This window comes from Thiorhodococcus mannitoliphagus (assembly GCF_010915725.1).
Classification (GTDB): Bacteria; Pseudomonadota; Gammaproteobacteria; order Chromatiales; family Chromatiaceae; genus Thiorhodococcus; species Thiorhodococcus mannitoliphagus.
Window position 1 is genome coordinate 24,742 of sequence record NZ_JAAIJR010000041.1, and the last position, 18,116, is coordinate 42,857.

14 protein-coding genes are annotated in these 18,116 nt (G+C 60.1%); 4 read left to right on the forward strand and 10 right to left on the reverse strand.

What is annotated here, in order from left to right; genetic code table 11:
- Window positions 1-18: 18 nt before the first annotated feature.
- The 6 genes from G3480_RS11740 to G3480_RS11765 all read right to left on the reverse strand — a co-directional run bounded on the left by G3480_RS11740 (window position 19) and on the right by G3480_RS11765 (window position 6,799).
- The gene (locus tag G3480_RS11740; protein ID WP_164654076.1) at window positions 19-807 is read right to left on the reverse strand and encodes an L-iditol 2-dehydrogenase; all 789 of its coding nucleotides are present in this window, start codon (window positions 805-807) and stop codon (window positions 19-21) included.
- Window positions 808-900: 93 nt separating this feature from the next.
- The gene (locus G3480_RS11745; RefSeq protein WP_164654077.1) at window positions 901-2,037 is read right to left on the reverse strand and encodes an ABC transporter ATP-binding protein; all 1,137 of its coding nucleotides are present in this window, start codon (window positions 2,035-2,037) and stop codon (window positions 901-903) included.
- 64 nt (window positions 2,038-2,101) lie between these two features.
- The gene (locus tag G3480_RS11750; RefSeq protein ID WP_206171683.1) at window positions 2,102-2,923 is read right to left on the reverse strand and encodes a carbohydrate ABC transporter permease; all 822 of its coding nucleotides are present in this window, start codon (window positions 2,921-2,923) and stop codon (window positions 2,102-2,104) included.
- Window positions 2,924-2,938: 15 nt separating this feature from the next.
- Window positions 2,939-3,859, reverse strand: coding sequence for a carbohydrate ABC transporter permease (locus tag G3480_RS11755; RefSeq protein ID WP_164654078.1), 921 nt, complete (start codon window positions 3,857-3,859; stop codon window positions 2,939-2,941).
- 90 nt (window positions 3,860-3,949) lie between these two features.
- Window positions 3,950-5,266, reverse strand: a complete 1,317-nt coding sequence (locus G3480_RS11760) for an ABC transporter substrate-binding protein (RefSeq protein WP_164654079.1) — start codon at window positions 5,264-5,266, stop codon at window positions 3,950-3,952.
- A 153-nt stretch (window positions 5,267-5,419) separates the two neighbouring features.
- Complete coding sequence (locus tag G3480_RS11765) at window positions 5,420-6,799, reverse strand: ABC transporter substrate-binding protein (protein WP_206171684.1); 1,380 nt, start codon at window positions 6,797-6,799, stop codon at window positions 5,420-5,422.
- A gap of 701 nt (window positions 6,800-7,500) precedes the next feature.
- Here G3480_RS11765 and G3480_RS11770 point away from each other — a divergent pair.
- On the forward strand, window positions 7,501-8,436 hold the full coding sequence (locus tag G3480_RS11770; protein WP_164654080.1) for an AraC family transcriptional regulator: 936 nt from the start codon (window positions 7,501-7,503) through the stop codon (window positions 8,434-8,436).
- Window positions 8,437-8,482: 46 nt separating this feature from the next.
- A complete protein-coding gene (locus tag G3480_RS11775; RefSeq protein ID WP_164654081.1) occupies window positions 8,483-9,073 on the forward strand; it encodes a metallophosphoesterase family protein in 591 nt (196 codons plus the stop codon).
- A 21-nt stretch (window positions 9,074-9,094) separates the two neighbouring features.
- Here G3480_RS11775 and G3480_RS11780 read toward each other — a convergent pair whose 3' ends face one another.
- Window positions 9,095-10,657: a universal stress protein gene (locus G3480_RS11780; protein ID WP_164654082.1), complete on the reverse strand. Its 1,563-nt coding sequence runs from the start codon at window positions 10,655-10,657 to the stop codon at window positions 9,095-9,097.
- Between the two features lie 344 nt (window positions 10,658-11,001).
- Between G3480_RS11780 and G3480_RS11785 the strand changes: the two genes are divergently transcribed.
- Window positions 11,002-11,223 carry a hypothetical protein gene (locus G3480_RS11785; protein WP_164654083.1) on the forward strand — a complete coding sequence of 74 codons (222 nt, stop codon included), beginning with the start codon at window positions 11,002-11,004 and terminating at the stop codon, window positions 11,221-11,223.
- 511 nt (window positions 11,224-11,734) lie between these two features.
- Here the strand turns inward: G3480_RS11785 and G3480_RS11790 are convergent.
- From G3480_RS11790 to G3480_RS11800, 3 genes are all read right to left on the reverse strand, one after another.
- Complete coding sequence (locus G3480_RS11790; RefSeq protein WP_164654084.1) at window positions 11,735-13,729, reverse strand: PKD domain-containing protein; 1,995 nt, start codon at window positions 13,727-13,729, stop codon at window positions 11,735-11,737.
- 164 nt (window positions 13,730-13,893) lie between these two features.
- On the reverse strand, window positions 13,894-15,618 hold the full coding sequence (locus G3480_RS11795; protein ID WP_164654085.1) for a nickel-dependent hydrogenase large subunit: 1,725 nt from the start codon (window positions 15,616-15,618) through the stop codon (window positions 13,894-13,896).
- A 107-nt stretch (window positions 15,619-15,725) separates the two neighbouring features.
- Window positions 15,726-16,736, reverse strand: coding sequence for a hydrogenase small subunit (locus tag G3480_RS11800; protein ID WP_164654086.1), 1,011 nt, complete (start codon window positions 16,734-16,736; stop codon window positions 15,726-15,728).
- Between the two features lie 664 nt (window positions 16,737-17,400).
- On the opposite strand from G3480_RS11800, the gene G3480_RS11805 reads away from it, so the two are divergent.
- The gene (locus G3480_RS11805) at window positions 17,401-18,006 is read left to right on the forward strand and encodes a glutathione S-transferase N-terminal domain-containing protein (RefSeq protein ID WP_164654087.1); all 606 of its coding nucleotides are present in this window, start codon (window positions 17,401-17,403) and stop codon (window positions 18,004-18,006) included.
- The last annotated feature ends 110 nt before the right edge of the window (window positions 18,007-18,116 follow it).

The window sequence follows — 18,116 nt, forward strand, 5'->3', positions numbered from 1 at the left end:
AAGTCGCTGCGGCGCGACTCAGCTCATCCAGTTTCCGCCATCGACGTTATAGGTTTGCGCGACAATGTAGTCTGCTTCTTCAGAGGCGAGAAAAACCGCCATGCCGGCCAGATCCTCGGCGCGCCCCATCCGCCCAAAGGGCACTGCCTCACCGACCAACCGCTTCTTCTCTCCCAAGGGGCGATGCTCGTATTGCGCGAACAAGGCGTCGACATGCTCCCAATGATCCCCGTCCACGACACCAGGGGCGATGGCGTTGACATTAATACCATACTTAATGAGGTCGAGCCCTGCGGATTGGGTGATACTGATGAGGGCCGCCTTCGTCGCGCAATAAACCGTAACCAAGGATTCTCCACGACGCCCCGCCTGGCTTGCCATATTAATGATCTTGCCGCCCTTATTTGCCCTGATCATGGACTTGGCGACCGCTTGCAGCATAAATAAGGCACCCTGAACGTTGACCGAGAAGAGCCGCTGGTAGCTTTCCCGAGTGATATCCACGACGGGCGCAAGATCGAACAATGCCGCGTTGTTGAGGAGAATATCGATACCACCAAAGCACTCCTCGACCAGCTCCACCGAAGCGTCAATCGAATCCTGTTGAGTGACATCGAGATGCACCGCAATCGCAGCATCGCCGAGCTTGCTGGCAGTCTCTTTAGCCATATCGATATTGATATCAGCGATGGCGACTCGAGCACCTTCCTGCACATAGCGCGCAGCAAATGCCTGACCGATTCCGCGTGCAGCCCCCGTGATGATTGCTGATTTACCCTTCAGCCGCTCGGTCTGGACCTGGGTCATTCTGGCTTACCCCTTCTCGGGATTCATGACGATTGACGGGCGCGGGGCTCATGACCGCATGGCAGACACGCCCTGCTCGAGGATCAGCGCTCTTCAGTGCGCTGCTGGAGCGGCGCGCGCGATATCGGCGAGCGGGTGTCGTTCGATCTGCTTGAAGGCGATGCCGTCGCTGCCGAATAGGTGACAGGTATCGGCCTTGATGCCGAGCAGCACCTGATCGCGCATCTTCACCTCACTGTTGCCTTCGAGGGCTGCGGTGATGACCTCGTTGCCCTCGACCTCCGCATGCGTAAAGGTCGACCCGCCGAGCCGCTCGACCACCAGGACGCTCGCCCTGATTTCCCCATCGGCCCCGCCGCCTTCGACCATGTGTTCAGGGCGCACGCCCAGGGTGACCTTCTCGCCGGGTGTGTGGCCCTCCCCTTCAACCGGAACCTTGATCCGGGAGCCGCCCGGAAGCCCGACCGTGACGCTTCCGGACTCGATCGCCTGGATCTCGGTCTCGAGAAAGTTCATGGTGGGTGAGCCAATGAAGCTGGCGACGAAGCGGTTTCCCGGGTGATGGTAGAGTTCCAGCGGCGAGCCCACCTGCTCGACGATCCCATCGCGCAGCACCACGATCTTGTCCGCCATGGTCATGGCCTCGACCTGATCGTGGGTCACGTAGATCATGGTCGCGTCGAAATCGCTGTGCATCCGGGCGATCTCGATGCGCATCTGCACCCGTAATGCCGCATCCAGGTTGGACAGGGGCTCGTCGAACAGAAACACCTGGGGATTGCGGACGATGGCCCGACCGATGGCGACCCGCTGGCGTTGACCCCCGGAGAGCGCCTTGGGCTTGCGGTCCAGCAGCGGCTCGAGCTTGAGGATGCGGGCCGCCTCGTCGACCTTCTGCTTGATCTCCGCCTTGGGCAACTTGGCCAACTTCAGGCTGAAGCCCATGTTCTCCCGCACCGTCATGTGCGGGTAGAGCGCATAGGTCTGGAACACCATGGAGATCCCCCGCTCCGACGGGGACAGATCGTTGACCCGGCGGCCGCCGATCGAGAGTTCACCGTCGGTGATCTCTTCAAGTCCCGCGATCATCCTCAGCAGGGTGGACTTGCCGCAGCCGGAGGGGCCGACGAAGACGGCAAACTCGCGGTCCTTGATCTCCAGATCGACACCCTTGATGACCTGGACGTCGCCATAGGCCTTGCGGATATTACGTAGTGTGACCTCAGCCATTGCGGAACTCCTCGTTTAGCTCAGTCGGATTGATTGCGAACGCGCAAAAGGATCCGCTGAAATCTTATTTGACGGCGCCAAAGGTCAGCCCCTGGACCAGTTGTTTCTGGCTCATCCAGCCAACGATCATGATGGGCAGAATCGCCATCACGGAGGCCGCCGAGAGCTTCGCCCAGAACAGGCCCTGCGGACTGGAGAAGGACGCAATGAAGGCGGTCAGTGGCGCGCCCTGGGAGCTGGTCAGGTTGAGACTCCAGAAGGCCTCGTTCCAGGCCAGGATCACCGTCAGCAGACCGGTTGAGGCGATGCCCGGCAGCGACAGCGGGATCAGCAGCAGGAACAACTGCTGCATGGGGGTTGCGCCGTCGACACGGCTCGCCTCCATGATCTCGCCGGGTACGTCCTTGAAGTACGTGTAGAGCATCCAGATCACGATCGGCAGGTTGATCAGGGTGAAGACGATGAGGAGCCCGGTGACCGTATCGAGCAGACCCATATCCCTGAACAACAGGTAGATGGGAATCAGTACGCCGACCGGGGGCATCATCTTGGTCGATAGCATCCACAGCAGGGTCCCAGGCGTGCGCTTGGTGGGAAAGAAGGCCATGGCGTAGGCCGCCGGGATGGCGAACGCGAGCGCCAGCAGCGTGGAGCCGAAGGACACCGCGACCGAGTTCCAGGCGAACTTGAGGTAATCGCTACGGGCGAACACCTCGACGAAGTTATCCAGCGTCGGGCTAAAGAAGAGCGACGGCGGGACGGAGAATGCCTCGGTCTCGGTCTTGAAGGCGGTCAGTGCCATCCAGAAGATGGGAAAAAAGATCACTAGGGCGACGAGCCAGGCAATCACCGTGGTCCATCGTTTTTCGTTGGCCATCTGTTTCATGATGTCGCTCCTCAATCAAGTCTGATGCAGGTTGCGAGAGACGGTACGCACCAAGACGATGGCCACGATATTGGCCAGGATTACCGCGATGACGCCGCCAGCGGAGGCATAGCCCACGTCGAACTGCAACAAACCCACGGAATAGATCAGGAAGGCGAGATTGGTGGTGGCCAGCCCTGGACCGCCCGAGGTCGTGACATAGATCTCGGCGAAGATGGTCAGCAGGAAGATGGTCTCGATCATGATGACCACCGAGATGGCCCGCGCCAGATGAGGCAGGGTAATGTGAAAGAACATGGCAATGGGGCCGGCGCCGTCGATGCGCGCGGCCTCTTGCTGCTCTTTGTCCAGAGATTGAATGGCTGTCAGCAGGATCAGGAAGGCAAAGGGCACCCACTGCCAGGAGACGATGATGATGATGGACAGCATCGGGTAATGGGTGAACCAGTCGATGGGGGTCAAGCCGACACTGCTTTGCAGCCAACTGAGGAACCCATAGACCGGGTGCATCATCATGTTCTTCCAGATCAGGGCGCTGACCGTCGGCATGACGAAGAAGGGCGCAATGACCAGCAACCTCGCCACGCCCCGACCGAAGAATTCGCGGTTGTAGAGCACAGCGAGCAGGGTGCCGAAAACCACGGTAATGACCAGCACCGAACCGGTCAGAATCAGGGTATTCCACAGGGACGCCCAGAGCGCCGGGTCTTCGAACAGAAAGGCATAATTCTCGGTGCCGGCGAACCCGGAGATATCCGGATTGAGCAGGTTATAGCGAATGAACGAAAAATAGATCGTCATCCCCAACGGGACGATCATCCAGAGAAAGAGAACGATCACCGATGGCCACAAGAGTGGTCGCGTGTCGATCTCTCGCTTCGTCCGTTTTTGTTTTTGCTCGCCAGCCGTCACGCTTGGATTTGCAGCAGTGGTCATTTGAGTCACCTCCTCAAGACGGGCGTCAATTTCAAGCTGCAGACCTCCCACCTCCGATCTGAAGATCGAAGGCGGAAGGACGGCACGGCTCTACTTGGGATAGCCCGCCTGGCGCATGGTGCGCTTGACAGACGACTGCGCGGATCTCAGGGCGTTATCGACCGACATCTGTCCCGCCAGCACACCGGCCATCATCTGACCGACCTGGGTGCCGATGCCCTGGAACTCGGCAATACCGACATACTGAATCCCGGTATAGGGTGCGGGATTCAGCGTCTGGTCCGACGGATTGGCGGTTTGAATCGCCTCCAAGACAGGCTTGGCAAAGGGTGCGGCCTCGACGTACAGCGGGTTTTCATAGGTGGATTTGCGGGTCCCGGGCGGGACCTTGGCCCAACCAAACTTTTCGCCAACGAGCTCGACATAGGGCTTAGAGGTTGCCCAGGTGATGAACTTCAGCGCCGCGTCCTTGGCGTCTGACGAGGTTGGGATCGCGAGCGCCCAGGACCAAAGCCAGTGATTGCCCTTGGGGGTTTTCGCAATCGGGGCCTGAGCGAAGCCAACCTTGTCAGCCACCTGAGACTCGGCGGGATCGAACACCAGACCCGCGGCCACCGTGGCGTCGATCCACATGGCACACTTACCACTGGTGAAGAGCGCGAGATTCTCGTTGAAGCCATTGGAGCTGGCACCTGGCGGTCCGTACTCTGTCAACAGATCGATATAGGTGCCCACCGCGTTCTTCCATTCTGGCGAATCGATGGTGGGGTTCCAGTTTTCATCGAACCACTGACCACCAAAGGTATGCACCATGGTGGAAATGAGCGCCATGTTTTCGCCCCAGCCCGGCTTGCCGCGCAGGCAAATGCCGTAGATTCCGGCGTCCTTGTCTGTCAGCTTCGCGGCGAATTGCTTGACGACATCCCAGGTCGGCTGGTCCGGCATCGTCAGTCCGGCCTTTTCGAACAGATCGGTGCGGTAGAAGGTCAGCGAACTCTCGGCGTAGAACGGCAGGGCGTAGAGCTTGCCCTCATAGGACAGCCCTTCCCTGACCGCCATTAAGACATCGTCGACATCATAGTCCGCCGGCAGATTGTCCAGCCCTTCCAGCCAGCCGCGCTTCGCCCAAATCGGCACCTCATAGGTACCGATGGTGACGACGTCGAACTGGCCGCTACCCGTGGCGATGTCGGTGGTCAGACGCTGGCGCAGCACATTCTCTTCCAGCACCACCCAATCGAGCTTGATGTCCGGGTTTTGCGCTTCGAACTGCTGCGAGAGCTTTTGCATGATGATCATGTCGCCGTTGTTCACCGTGCCGATACTGAGCGTGGTTTCGGCCCCGGACTCGGCGGACAAGGTCAGGGCGACAGCGGCAAGTGAGGCGGTCAAGAATCGATGGTTCATCGGCGGTGTCTCCTCGGGATGATTGGTTATTGTTGTCAGTCTTCTACCAGTCTCTGTTCAACACATTCTTGTCATCGGAGAACGAACAACCCAAGGCGCTTGGGGCTGCTCGGCGTCACGCGGGACGGGAGGGCGCGGCACACAAAGGGCACCCTATTGCGGATAGCCGGTGGTGTAACCCGCCCAACGCATGGTCTGGGATGTGGCGTTCTGGGCGGCTGCGAGGGCGCTGTCGACCGACAGCTTTCCCGCGAGGGCGGCACTGATGAATTGCCCCACTTGGGTGCCGATGTATTGGAACTCGGGGATGGCGACGAACTGAATTCCGGAATAGGGAGTCGGTTGCAGTGTGCTGTCATTCGGATCAGCGCTTTGCATCGCATCAAGGACGGCTCCCGCGAAAGGGGCTGCCTTGAGGTAATCGGGGTTGCTGTAGGTCGATTGGCGCGTACCCGGCGGAACCGCAGCCCAACCGTCCTGCTGAGCGACCCGATCGATGTAGTCTTTCGATGTCGCCCAGACCAGGAACCTGAGGGCCTCTTCAGGAGCCTCGGCCGAGGCGGAGATCGCGAGATTCCAGGACCACAGCCAGTGAGACCCCTTCGGCGTCTTCGCAATCGGTGCCGCCGCGAAGCCGAGGTTGCCGGAGACCTTGGACTTGGCGTTGTCGGACAAGAATCCGGCGGCTACGGTGGCGTCGACCCAGATCCCACAATGCCCTTGCGCAAAGAGCGCCAGGTTCTCCTTGTATCCATTTCGGGTGGCATGCGGCGGGCCATAGTTGTGCAGCAGATCGATGTAGAAGGCGACCGCTTCTTTCCACGCCGGGCTGTCAATCGTCGTATTCCAATGCTCGTCGAACCAGCCACCGCCGAAGGTGTTGACCAAGGTAGACACATAGGCCATGTTCTCGCCCCAACCGGCCTTGCCGCGTAGGCAAATCCCATAAACCTCCTTGTCTGGATCGTGAACCGCCTTGGCGAACTGCGCGATATCCTCGTAACTGGGGTTATCGGGCATGGTCAGCCCAGCTTTCTGGAACAGATCCGTCCTGTAATAGGTCATCGAACTCTCGCCATAGAAAGGCAAACCATAGAGCACGCCTCCCTGCGACAAGCCCTTCCGAACCCGGGGCAGCAAATCCTTGACATCGTAACTGGCGGGCAAGACCTTCAGCGGCACCAGCCAGCCCCAATTGACCCAAATCGGGATGTCGTAGTTGCCGAGGGTAACGATGTCGAACTGCTCTACTTCCGGCGGCAGGCCCGCGCCAGGGGCTGGCTCCGATGCCCGACCGACCTGTCGGAGGTAGCTTCGGGCCAAATAGCTGCGAAGCTCGTTTTCGGAGAAGAGCTGCCAATCGAGTTGAATGTCGGGATTCTGCTCCTCGAATTGCTTCGACAACTCCTGAAGCACAAGCATCTCGGGATTGTTGACCGTAGCAATCTTAATGACCCGTGATTGCGCCAGCGCGGGACTGACCACCATCGCAAACATGAGGGTGCAGATGATTGTCGATAGGGCACTCTTCATGACATTGCCTCTCCTCGCCTGTGGTCTAGTTGTTCTTCTTTATCGATCAATCTGATTGATCGATCAATCTGATCATCAGAAGTTAGCCTAACAACGCACAGACTTCTCATACCCATCTGTAGAATATCAGTACTCTTTTTACCTCCTAGACTTCAGATTCCACGAAGAAGGTCCTATACTCGGAACAGACCACAGGCCTTGGAAGATTGGCGCAAAGCCCGACAAGTACATTACAAAACAATCAGTTAAGACCCAATCCAGGACGACTCTAGCTGGCGCAACCGGGGCTTTTCGCAGCCTCAGCGCAGATGCATGAGTAACCGCTAATAGACTTTCGAAGATGACAAAGCATCGCCGCTTCTCGTGCCTCCTGAGCCACCTTATAGATAACGGCGTTCTGTCAGTGTGGTTCGGATATGACCAGCCTGCGCTCGCTATCCGTCAGTGCCAGTCGGCGTTAAGAAAGTGTCCATCAATCGTTTCCCGACGCGAGCGATGCCGCCCGAAATCCCCCCTTACCCCCCGTTGCGAAAGGGGGGAAGTTGTTGATGGACGCTTTCTAAGCAGAGGTCCGGCACTTGGCTTCAGTCGACAAGTTCACACCAGACTGCGGCAATCGAGTCTTTGCTGCGTCATGCGCGGGCGTCGACCGAAGTCGGACACGGCTGGATCTGCGCCATGAGTCGCGGGAGCCTCAAAACATGAAGGGTTCAGATAGTGAAGACAGAGCCCCTGAGTTCGAACTCAGCCCACCTCACTCCGGAACGATTCACTATCTTGAGCATGGATATCCCAGCCCCCTGGTACGCTGGCATCACCACAACGCCTACGAACTCCACTACATTGTCGCGTCTTCGGGCCGAGTGTTCGTCGGTGATTACGTCGGGGAGTTCGAGCCCGGCTGCTTGATCCTTACCGGGCCTCGTCTACCACATAATTGGATCAGCGATATCGCGTGCGCGGATCGTATCGCCGTGCGTGACATGCTTGTGCAATTCGATCATTCGACCATCGAAGGCGCCGCAGCACTGCTGCCTGAGTTCTGCGAAGTCCTGCCCCTGATGGAGAGTGCGCGCCTGGGCATCGAGTTCGCGGGCATGCAGCAGCAAGCTAGTCACTATATGTCCAAGATCCGCGATTCGTCCGGCCTAACGAGACTCAGCTATTTCTGCCAATTTCTTCATGAGTTGGCCCGGCACTCTGAGCAAAGGACGCTGTCAGCGGGCTATGTCGAGACCATTGCCAATGACCTTGCCGTGGAGAAGATCAACATCGTCGTGAATTTTATGGCGCAGCATTTCCAGGAGAAGATATCGCTCAGCCAGGCTGCGAATCTACTCAATATGAACGCAAGCTATTTTTCTCGTTTCTTCAGCAAAACGACTGGCACCACATTCTGCGGATTCCTGGCTCAGATCAGGATCGGTAAGGCATGCGAATTGTTGTCTACGACCGATCAGCACATCACCAGCATCTGTTACGACGTTGGATACACCAATATCGCCAACTTCAACCGCCGGTTTCTTGAGCATAAAAAGATGACACCGCGCGAATATAGGCGTCAGACTCGAGAGCGCTTATCGCGAGATTGCAATGAGGCCACGAGCGGCAGTGCTGCTGGAATGGCATTGCCATAGCACAAGAGAGAGCAGACGGAAGAAAGTCTAAATCAGCATGTCACCAATGAAGATCTTATTGATCTCAGACGCGGTATCGCCCGCCTTGTACGATCATTATGATCCAGAGGTGTTTGAGCAGGTGGATCTCGTTATCTCTTGTGGTGACTTGGCCCCGGGCTACCTGGATTTCGTCCTATCGATGTTGAATGTGCCCTGTTACTACGTCCCGGGAAATCATGATGTCAGCTTCATCGAGAGCCCGCCATCAGGATGGACGCTCCTAGACGGCAAGGTGATCACCCATGAAGGCGTAACCATGATGGGCCTGGGCGGGTCGATGCGCTACAAGCCAGGGCCATACCAATATACCGAGGCCGAAATGAAACGCCGATTCCTCAGGATGAAACCGGCATTGTGGTGGAAAGGCGGACAGATCGATATTCTAGTGACCCATGCGCCAGCCTTGGGTTTGAATGACCTGGCGGACACAGCGCATCACGGCTTCAAGATATTTCGAGACATTATCGGCGCTTATCAACCCAAGTATTTTCTTCACGGTCACGCCCATCTCGATTATTCAAGCAATCCACGCCGATGCCAATACGGCAAGACAGTCATCATCAATGGCTACGGGTACCATCTTTTCGAGTATTGAAGTGCCGTTTTCCATGGTCCTTTACATCAAGATTAAGACAGGGCTCTTGCTCATTCGCAGCACATCGTCCACGGTGCTGCCGAATACCGCCTCAACCATCGCAATGGATCCGTAGCCACCCATCAGAATGAGATCGATCTCGCGCTCCCTCGCCTCCTGCAAAATCCTTTGTGCGACCGGACCTTTGCGCGGGATCCACTCGGCCTGGATACTATGCTGCTCCAGGTAGGATCGAGCCGGGGCTTGAATGCGTGACGCGCGCTGGACGCTGTCGCTGACCGTAACGATGGCCAGGGTAAGCGACCGCCAGCCGGCCAGGTAGGTGGCCGCATAGAGCGCGGCTTCGGATTTGGGGCCGCCGTCATAGGCAAGCAGGGCATGCTGCGGCGGACCGTACTTACCAGGGACGACCAAGACGGATCGCGGGCAGCAGCGCATCAAGGTGCGAAACTCGGAGCCGAGCCGGGTTCGGATACCCCCCTTTGCCGGCGGCACCAGGCCAGTGATCACCAGGTCGGCCCAGCGCGCGCGCTTGCAGATGGTTTCCGCAGTCTTGCCGACGTCGACCGCGAGTCGTCCCGAAATCTGGGCGTTACGGCAGCGCTGCTCGAACGCCTCCTCGATGGCCTTGACTTGCGGACTCGAACGACGGTCTTCTGTGGGGACGACGTGCAGCCCAAGCAGGCGCGCGTTTTCTTGGCGAGCCGTCAGCAAGGCCTGGTCCAATGCATTCCAGCCGGACTCTTCGCCATCGATCGCCACCAGCAGGGCGTCGACGACGCGATCTTTTCGCTCAGGTCGTGGCCGCAGCTGCTCTGCTGTCGGCACGCGTTGAGTCGCCGGGTGCTGGTCTACCGTCAGCACCTGTAACAGGCGCTCTCTGGCGGGGATAGACCGATGACCGGCGTCGTGGTGGGGTTTTAGGTCGCGAGCGGTCGTGTCGGCGCTGATCTGCCAGCCGAGCGCTTTTTCAAGCTCACCACGGTGCTGCGAGATCCACAGATAGAGGTCGGTCTCGGTGCGCTCCGGAAAATCCCGCAACAGTCCTCGTTCGCGAATGACTTGCACGACCGGCAGATAGACATTGTCGAACCAGCTTGTGAAGGCCTCCGCGTAGGGTATTTCTCGGCGCTGATCGAGGCCCAAGTAATAGCGATGAACGTCGATGTGCTCCAACAGGATTGGGTAGCGCCCGGAGGCGGTCAGCCGCAGATCGGCGTCTGGTCGCAACACATCCTGCTGGGTTCGCTCGAGGAAGTCGGTGTACTCCGCCTGTACGATGAGATCATCGGGGCGGACGTTGGCCGAGAGGGCCAATCGCGTCTTCACCTCGGTGACATAGCCTTCCAGATGGGTCAACCCCATCTCGCGCGCAACGGATACGCGATGGTTGCCGTCCAGCACGAAGTAGACATCACCGATCCGATAGGCCTCGATCGGGGGTACCCCTCGCGCACCGATCATCGCCAGCTTCACGCGTATCCAGCGGTCTGCGTCGACGGTCTTGCCGGGCAAGAAGTCACGCGTAAACTCCTTGTAGCGTCCCGAGCTGCCAACGATTGCGTTCAGCGGAATATCTGTCAATTTGCGGGCCGACGTCTCGCGCCCCCGCAGCTTTTGCCTTACGTCCTCGTAGGATAGGAGCTCGGCAGATTTTCCGCTCAAGCGGGCAACAATCGATCGCAGCGCAGCGCGACGCCGGGCAAGACGAAAATCTTCCGCCACCGTTGCGCGACCTTGGAAATCTGCGGGACTCATCGAACCCTCCGGGGATGCTCGCTAAACCTGACTGGATACCTCGTCAGCTAAACTGCAGTCCATGTTCGCACCAGAGAACAAGACTTCGATCCTTGCACGACCTTCTTTTGTCAGCTGCGGCAGCGCCTTGATGAACTCAACCAGGCAGGCGCAGCTCGGTTGCGACCTTGATGTTGAGCAAACTGGGCTATCAGGTCATCAAGATGCAGGGCGGGATCAAGATGCAGGGCGGGATCGAGGACTGGATATTCGACCTGGAAGGCGAAGAGATCGTCAAGTCCACAGATGCTGGCTGGGGGCGCGAATTTCGCCGCGAAGACGCGAGACTTGCCGCGTCCTATGCGAACGTCAACAAGGAATCTTTGCCTAGGAGCCTGTCCGACTTAGGATGAATCGGCTGCGGAATCGGGAGAACGGTCCCTTTCGCCCCGCTTTTTCGTTACATAGAACCACTATGCGCCTCAAAACCGGAACGAAATGGCCTCGCTCTCCCACTTCCTCGCTTCGACCCCCCCAAGTCGGACAGGCTCCTAGTCGCGACCTTCGCATAGCGGCTGATTTTGAGAAAAACGCGTGGCACAACCTCAATGTCAGCGCGAACGGATGCTCAAAGACGCTGTGCCGAGAGGGCGGATTGGGCGGGCACTCCCTGCCCGCGCGATCAGATGGCATGGCGACGAATGGGGGCCTATCGCCCCTTAGAAAGCGCCCGTCAATTGTTTCCCGATACGAGCGATCCCGCCCGAAATCCCCCCTGCCCCCCCCTTTGCGAAAGGGGGGAAGTTGTTGACGGACACTACCTTAGAAAGCGCCCATCAATTGTTTCCCGATACGAGCGATCCGGCCCGAAATCCCCCCTAGCCCCCCTTTGCGAAAGGGGGGAAGGTGTTGATGGTCACTTTCTTAGTCGTCCCTATCCCGATCCCTATCGTCGTCATCTCGGTCGCCATCATCCCTATCGCCATCATCCCTATCGTCATCATCGTCATCTCGGTCGTCGTCATCCTCGTCTTCCGGCGCCCGATGACACTCCAGACAGCCGACGATGTCTCCCTTGGCATAGTGCTTGAGCCTTGAGCCATCGGGCTGACGCTCCTTGGAGGGCCAGACGCGGGCGGCAAAGGTCGCGGACGCGGCGGTTCCCCGGAGGTCGGCACCATGGCAGGTCCGGCAGAAATCAGGGCGACGCTTCCAGTCGTCCTCGTGCCCATCCTTGACATAGCGAGTGCTGATGGCATGCGCGCTAAAGTCGTCCTCGCCGGATTGCTCCTCGACCCTAATCCATCGTGTGGCGTGCTCGGGGCAGGGTAGACCGGCGCTGTCGGTGACCACGAAGCTAATCTGGTAGCTGCCGGCCTGGTTAAAGGTCACCGCTCCTGGATCCTCGGCGCTGGAAGCGGCGGCAGCCCCGCCGAAGCTCCAGGCGTAGGTCAAGGGCAGGTTGCCGTCGGGATCCGCCCCTGTCCCGGCGAAGTCAAGGGCTTCACCCTCGCTGATGGTCCTATTGTCGGCCGGGGCGTCGATGGCACAGCTTGGCGCCTGATTCTGGGATAGATTCTCGACCAGGAAGCTGGCGTTGGTCGTCTGAGTCCTCGCACTCCGCTCGCCGTCATCGTCATCGTCATCGTCTCGCTCGCGGCTGTAGCTCCGATCACGGTCATCATCCCGATCATCCCGATCCTCGTCGTCATCATCATCACCAGTCCTCTGGCCACTCAGGTCGACCTCGACACGGATCGAGTGCCAACCGTTGTCGAGGGTCCGGGTGTCGAAGGGTTGCCCGCCCTTCACCAAGTCCCAAGGCGCCCGGGAAAGGCTGGTGTACAGGTTTTCGTCGAGGTAATAGCGAACCGCCGTAATGCCCGACACCTCGGGGATGAAGACATAGATATCGCCGGAGACGGTGAGTCCGTCGAGCGGCTCGGCGGGGTCGTGCGAGGGATCTCGACTGATGAGCAGACCGAGGTCCGAGACAGGGAAATTCTCGCCAAGACAGTCCCGACCGTTGCATTCCTCGTCGCTCTCATCCATGGCCCAGTCACAGTCGTTGTCGACACGGTCGTCGCAGATCTCGATGGCGCCGGGATTGATGTTCGAGTCGGTATCATCACAATCCTCGGGGCCGCAAATCCCGCCGTCCGGGCTGTAGCCATCGCCATCGTTGTCGAGACACGCCGCAGAGCAGGAGGCATTTAGGCCGTCGCAGTTGTTGTCGATGCCGTCCCCGCAGATCTCGACGACGCCAGGGTTCACGGCTGGATCGCTGTCGTTGCAATCCAGCGGGCCGCAGTTGACACCGCTGGCGTAGTAGCCATCGCCGTCAGCATCCGCACCGGCGCATGCCGCCTGAACACTGATGGTTCTGGTCGCCGGAGTCGGATCCGAGAGCGCGCCGTCAGAGACCGTCAGGGTGGTGGTATAGGTCCCTGCATTCGGATAAGACACCACATGGGGGCCAGCGCCGGTCGCGGTGGAGACGCCGAAGTTCCAGCTATAGCTCAGTGGGGAGTCGCCATCCGGATCCGAGCCCGTGCCTTGGAAGATCAGGGTGCCGCCAACCGCAATCTGCTGGTTGGAGGCCGGGTCCGTAATGGTGCCGTTTGGAGCGCGATTGGCCACAGGGCCGGTGCAGAAGGGGCTGAAATTGCCGCTCCCATACCAATCCCAGGTGCTGCCCTTGGGAGTCGAGTAGTTCGAACTCAGATGACAGAGCTGACAGCCCTGCGACGTAAAGGGGGCGGATCCGTCTAGGCTTTGGCAATAGGTGTCGACGGCTGGACCGTAGTCATTAGCGCTTTTGGCCGCCGCTGGTCCGGACCCAAGGCACACCGAGAGCAGCACCATCAGGACCGCCCAGGAAGGTTTCTTGATCGAATGGGGCATCTTTGAATGAGGCATATCGAGTCTCGAAAATCGTCAAACCGCGTCCAGAGTGAAGCGCTCGTCTCCTGGCCGACCACGGCCTCGCGGTCAGCAGGAGCGATCGATGGGACGCTTGTTGGCGCGGATACGCCTGGAATCCATTCCATGCGCGAGACCACGCCGACCATGCCGGACGGGGTTCAGGTAACCGTAACCCGCACCAGCGACTCTCCATCCGGATCAACCAGATGCACCGCGCAAGCGAGACAGGGGTCGAAGCTGTGGATGGTCCGCAGGATCTCGAGCGGCTGCTGAGCGTCGTGGATACGATGCCCCCGCAGCGCGGCCTCATAAGGCCCCTCCTGCCCCTGGGCATCCCGCGGCCCCGCGTTCCAGGTGCTGGGAACCACCGCCTGGTAATTGGCGATGCGCCCGTCCTCGATCACGACCCAGTGAGCCAGCGCGCCGCGCGGGGCCTCGGTGTAACCGGCGCCCTGGGCACTGGTCGGCCAAGTGTCTGGATAGAAGAAGTCGTCGTTGTGGGTGCGACTGTCTCCCGCCTGGAGGTTGCTCAGCAGTTGGTCGCACCAGACCGACATCTTGTCGGCGAGCAGCTTGGTCTCCAGGGTGCGGGCGGCGATGCGCCCGAGGGTTGAGAAGAGCGCGCCCTGAGGCAGCTTGAGTTGCGAGAGCGTTCCGTCCACCAACGCCTTGGTCTCGGCGTGCCCGGAGGCATAGAGCATGAGCACCCGCGCGAGGGGACCGACCTCCATCGGTTTGCCCTTCCAGCGCGGCGACTTGAGCCAGGAATACGCCTGATCCATCGCGAGGTTGTCGTAGGGCGGCTGAGGCCCCGTGTAATTGGGACGCGTCTCGCCCGCATAGGGGTGCAGCGGTTGATCCTGGCCGCCGCTGTAGTTGTACCAAGAGTGACTGACGTACTCCTGCACTTGAGTCTCGTCGTCCAGATCCACCGGATGGATGTTGGAAAGATCCCGGTTGAGAATGACCCCACGGGGGACGAAGAGCCGGCTCGTGTCGTCGGCTCCGAAGAAGGGATCAGGGAACTCACCGTAGGTCATGAAGTTCCCAACGCCCTCCCCGCGCCTGGCCCAATCCTTGTAGTAACGGGCGATGGCCAGGGTATCCGGGACATAGACCTCATCGACGAAGCGACGCATGTCCGCAATGACATCCACGACCAAGGCGCGGCCCTGAGCATCCAGGGCGGTCGCGCCCGACTTGCCGTCCAGCGCGCAGGGGGCGCCGCCAACGATGAAGTTCGGGTGCGGGTTCTTGCCGCCGAAGAGCGCATGCAGCCGAGACGCCTTGCGCTGCCAGTCGAGGGCTTCGAGATAGTGAGCGAAGGCAAGAAGGTTCAGCTCGGGGGGCAGCTTGTACTCGGGATGCCCCCAATAGCCGTTGGCGAAGATACCGAGCTGACCGCTGCCGACGAATCCGCTCAGGCGCTCTTTCACATCCGCGAAGTATGACCGCGACGAATTGTGCCAGGGGCTCAGGCACTTCTGCAGATCCGAGGTCGCCTTCGGATCCGCGTCCAGCGCCGAGACCACGTCCACCCAGTCCAAGGCGTGCAGGTGGTAGAAGTGCATGACATGATCGTGGACGAACTGGGCGCCGATCATCAGGTTACGGATCAACTCCGCGTTGGGCGGGATGGGGTAGGCCAGGGCATTTTCCACCGCCCGCACCGAGGCGATCCCGTGGACCAGGGTACAGACCCCGCAGATACGCTGAGCGATGGCCCAGGCATCGCGCGGGTCGCGACCGATGAGGACATTTTCGATCCCGCGCAGCATGGTGCCGGAGCTTGCGGCGCGGGAAATGATTCCGTTCTCGGTCTCCGCCTCGATACGCAGATGACCCTCGATACGCGTGACCGGGTCGACGACGACAGTGCTCATGGATTCTCTCCGTTCGATGACGCCCGCCCAGCGCCTTGCACCTGGCGGGCACGCCCGCCCGTGGACGCAATCGGGCGGCGCGGTTGGAAGTCAGGAGCCCCGTCGACTCAGGGGCGGATGTCGGGGTAGAAGCAGCTTCCGGTGAATCCGCTGCCGTCCACCGCCATGGCACGATCCCAGAACGCGGCCTCGGAGCAGCCCAAACACCCGTGACCCGAGTGCATCGGAAAGCTGGTATTGAGATTCCAGCGCACCTTTGGGCAGGCGTTGTGGGTCTCCGGTCCCTTGCAGCCCAGCAGGTAGAGGCAATACCCCTTTTGCGCCCCCTCATCGTCGAAGGCGAAGGCGAACTCGCCATTTCGGTAGTGCGAGAGCCGCGGGCACCGCTCATGCACCGTCTTGCCGTAATAGGCCCGGGGGCGGTTCTGATCGTCCAGCTCGGGCAATGACCCGTTGGCGAGGAAGTAAGCGATGGTGCCGGAAATCACGTCCGGGACCGGCGGGCAGCCCGGCACGTTGACAAGGGGGAGTGACGGAATGGCGCCGGCATCCATCAAATCGCCGACACTGCGCGCTCCGCTCTGATTCAGGCGGGGCGCGGTGACCGCAGCGGCGGCTGGAATACCGCCATAGGCGGCGCAGGTCCCAACCGCGATCACCAGGGCGGCCCCCTCCATGGTCTCGCGGAGCATCTCCAGGTTGGTGACACCGGCGATCGTCGACCAGACCCCGCCGTCTGCCGTGGGTATGGATCCATCGACCACGAGGACATAGCTCCCGTAGTTGGCCGCCATGGCGTTGCGTCGCGCCTGCTCGGCCGCCGCTCCAGAGGCCGCCTGCAGGGTGTGATGATAGTCCAGCGAGAGGTGATCCAGGATCAGCGCCTCCACCGTCGGCGCACCGGAGCGGGTCAGGGATTCGGTGCAGCCAGTGCATTCTTGAAAGGACAACCAGATGACGCTCGGTCGCCTGGCTGTCGCAAGATTGGCGGCCAGTTGTCGCGCCGCCTCGGCGGGCAGGGCGAGCGCCGAGGCGGTCGTGGCGCAAAAGGCCAAGAAGGATCTGCGCGATACACCTCGGCGCGTGAGGAATTCGGTAAAGGTTTCGTCGCAGCTCATCTAGCGTGCCTCCTCATGGATTTAGGGGGGCCGCAGAAAGGCAGACTCCTCGCGCATCGCGGCCGAGCGGCGCTTCCAGCATGCTGCGAACGCAGCAAAGTCCATGATAATTATCAATCCTTGTCCCGCCAGACAATTATCGTGATAAAAAACTTGCTTTAGCTAGACGGAGTTCGCATTTCGCAGCTATTTATCAATTTCTTGCCCCTTCCGGCGTGTCAGGCCAAATCTGTCGAGCACTGAGCGGCCTCGGCAGCGAGCCCTGAAGAGCAGGACGCCTGTCACGCTGGACGCAGCTGGGTCAAGTGACGATCACCCTAATGCATTGAGCCTTAAGAAAACCTTAAGGGCAGCCGGTCAATGTCGCGCGGGCGGCCTTGCCACGCTCGGCACGATCTGGGCGCGGCCGAGGGCGCAACCGGCGGCACCTGCTTCTTTCCCTGCCGGATCAATCGAAGAAATGGGATTGGTGCGCCGCGAGGTGATCGGCACCCTGAGGAATCCCGAGTTCAATGCCATCGCCTGGCTTCTACCTGGCCCAGGCCGCCGAGGAGAGAGGCCAGAAGCATCAGTATTCGCTAAACTTCTAAAAATCCGCAGTCAGGGATTGGGATCCAGCGTAAACTCCCGGCTCCAGGTTGCAGTTCACACACGGGGGGACATCATGCTGCTTCGCAACTCACTCACCTCACCCTATGCGCGCAAAGTCACGGTCCTGCTGCATGAGACGGGGTTCATCGACCAGGTCCAGATCGAGACGATCGACGGCTGGTCCGAGCCAGAGGAACTGACCCGCGAAAATCCGCTATCCATGGTCCCAACCCTCGTGCTCCACGACGGCCGGGCGCTCTTCGATAGCGCGGTGATCTGCGAGTACCTGGATCGCCAACAGGTCGGACGGCCCATGATCCCGCGGACCGGCGAGATGCATTGCCGAGTCCTCTGCGATCAGGCATTGGCGGACGGCATCATGGACTGCGCCATCCTCATCTTCATCGAATTGGAGAAGCGCCCGGAGGCACTGCGCTGGGACTGGTGGCTGGACCTCAAGCGGCGCGCCATCGAGCGCTCCTTGGACAGCCTTGAGCAGGACGTCGAGGCGCTGAAGGAGCGCGTCGATCTGGGCACCATCGCGGTCGCTGCCGCACTGGGCTACTTGGACCTGCGCGGCGCGGCCGGCGAGTGGCGGGATACACGTCCCGCGTTGGCCGACTGGTATGCGGAATTCAGCCAGCGCCCGTCGATGATCGCGACGGCGCCGCCGGCCTGATCTCCAAGGCGGCGAACATGGGCTCGCAACGCCTTAGCAAGTGTCCATCAATTGTTTCCCGATGCGAGCGATGCCGCCCGAAATCCCCCCTAGCCCCCCTTTGCGAAAGG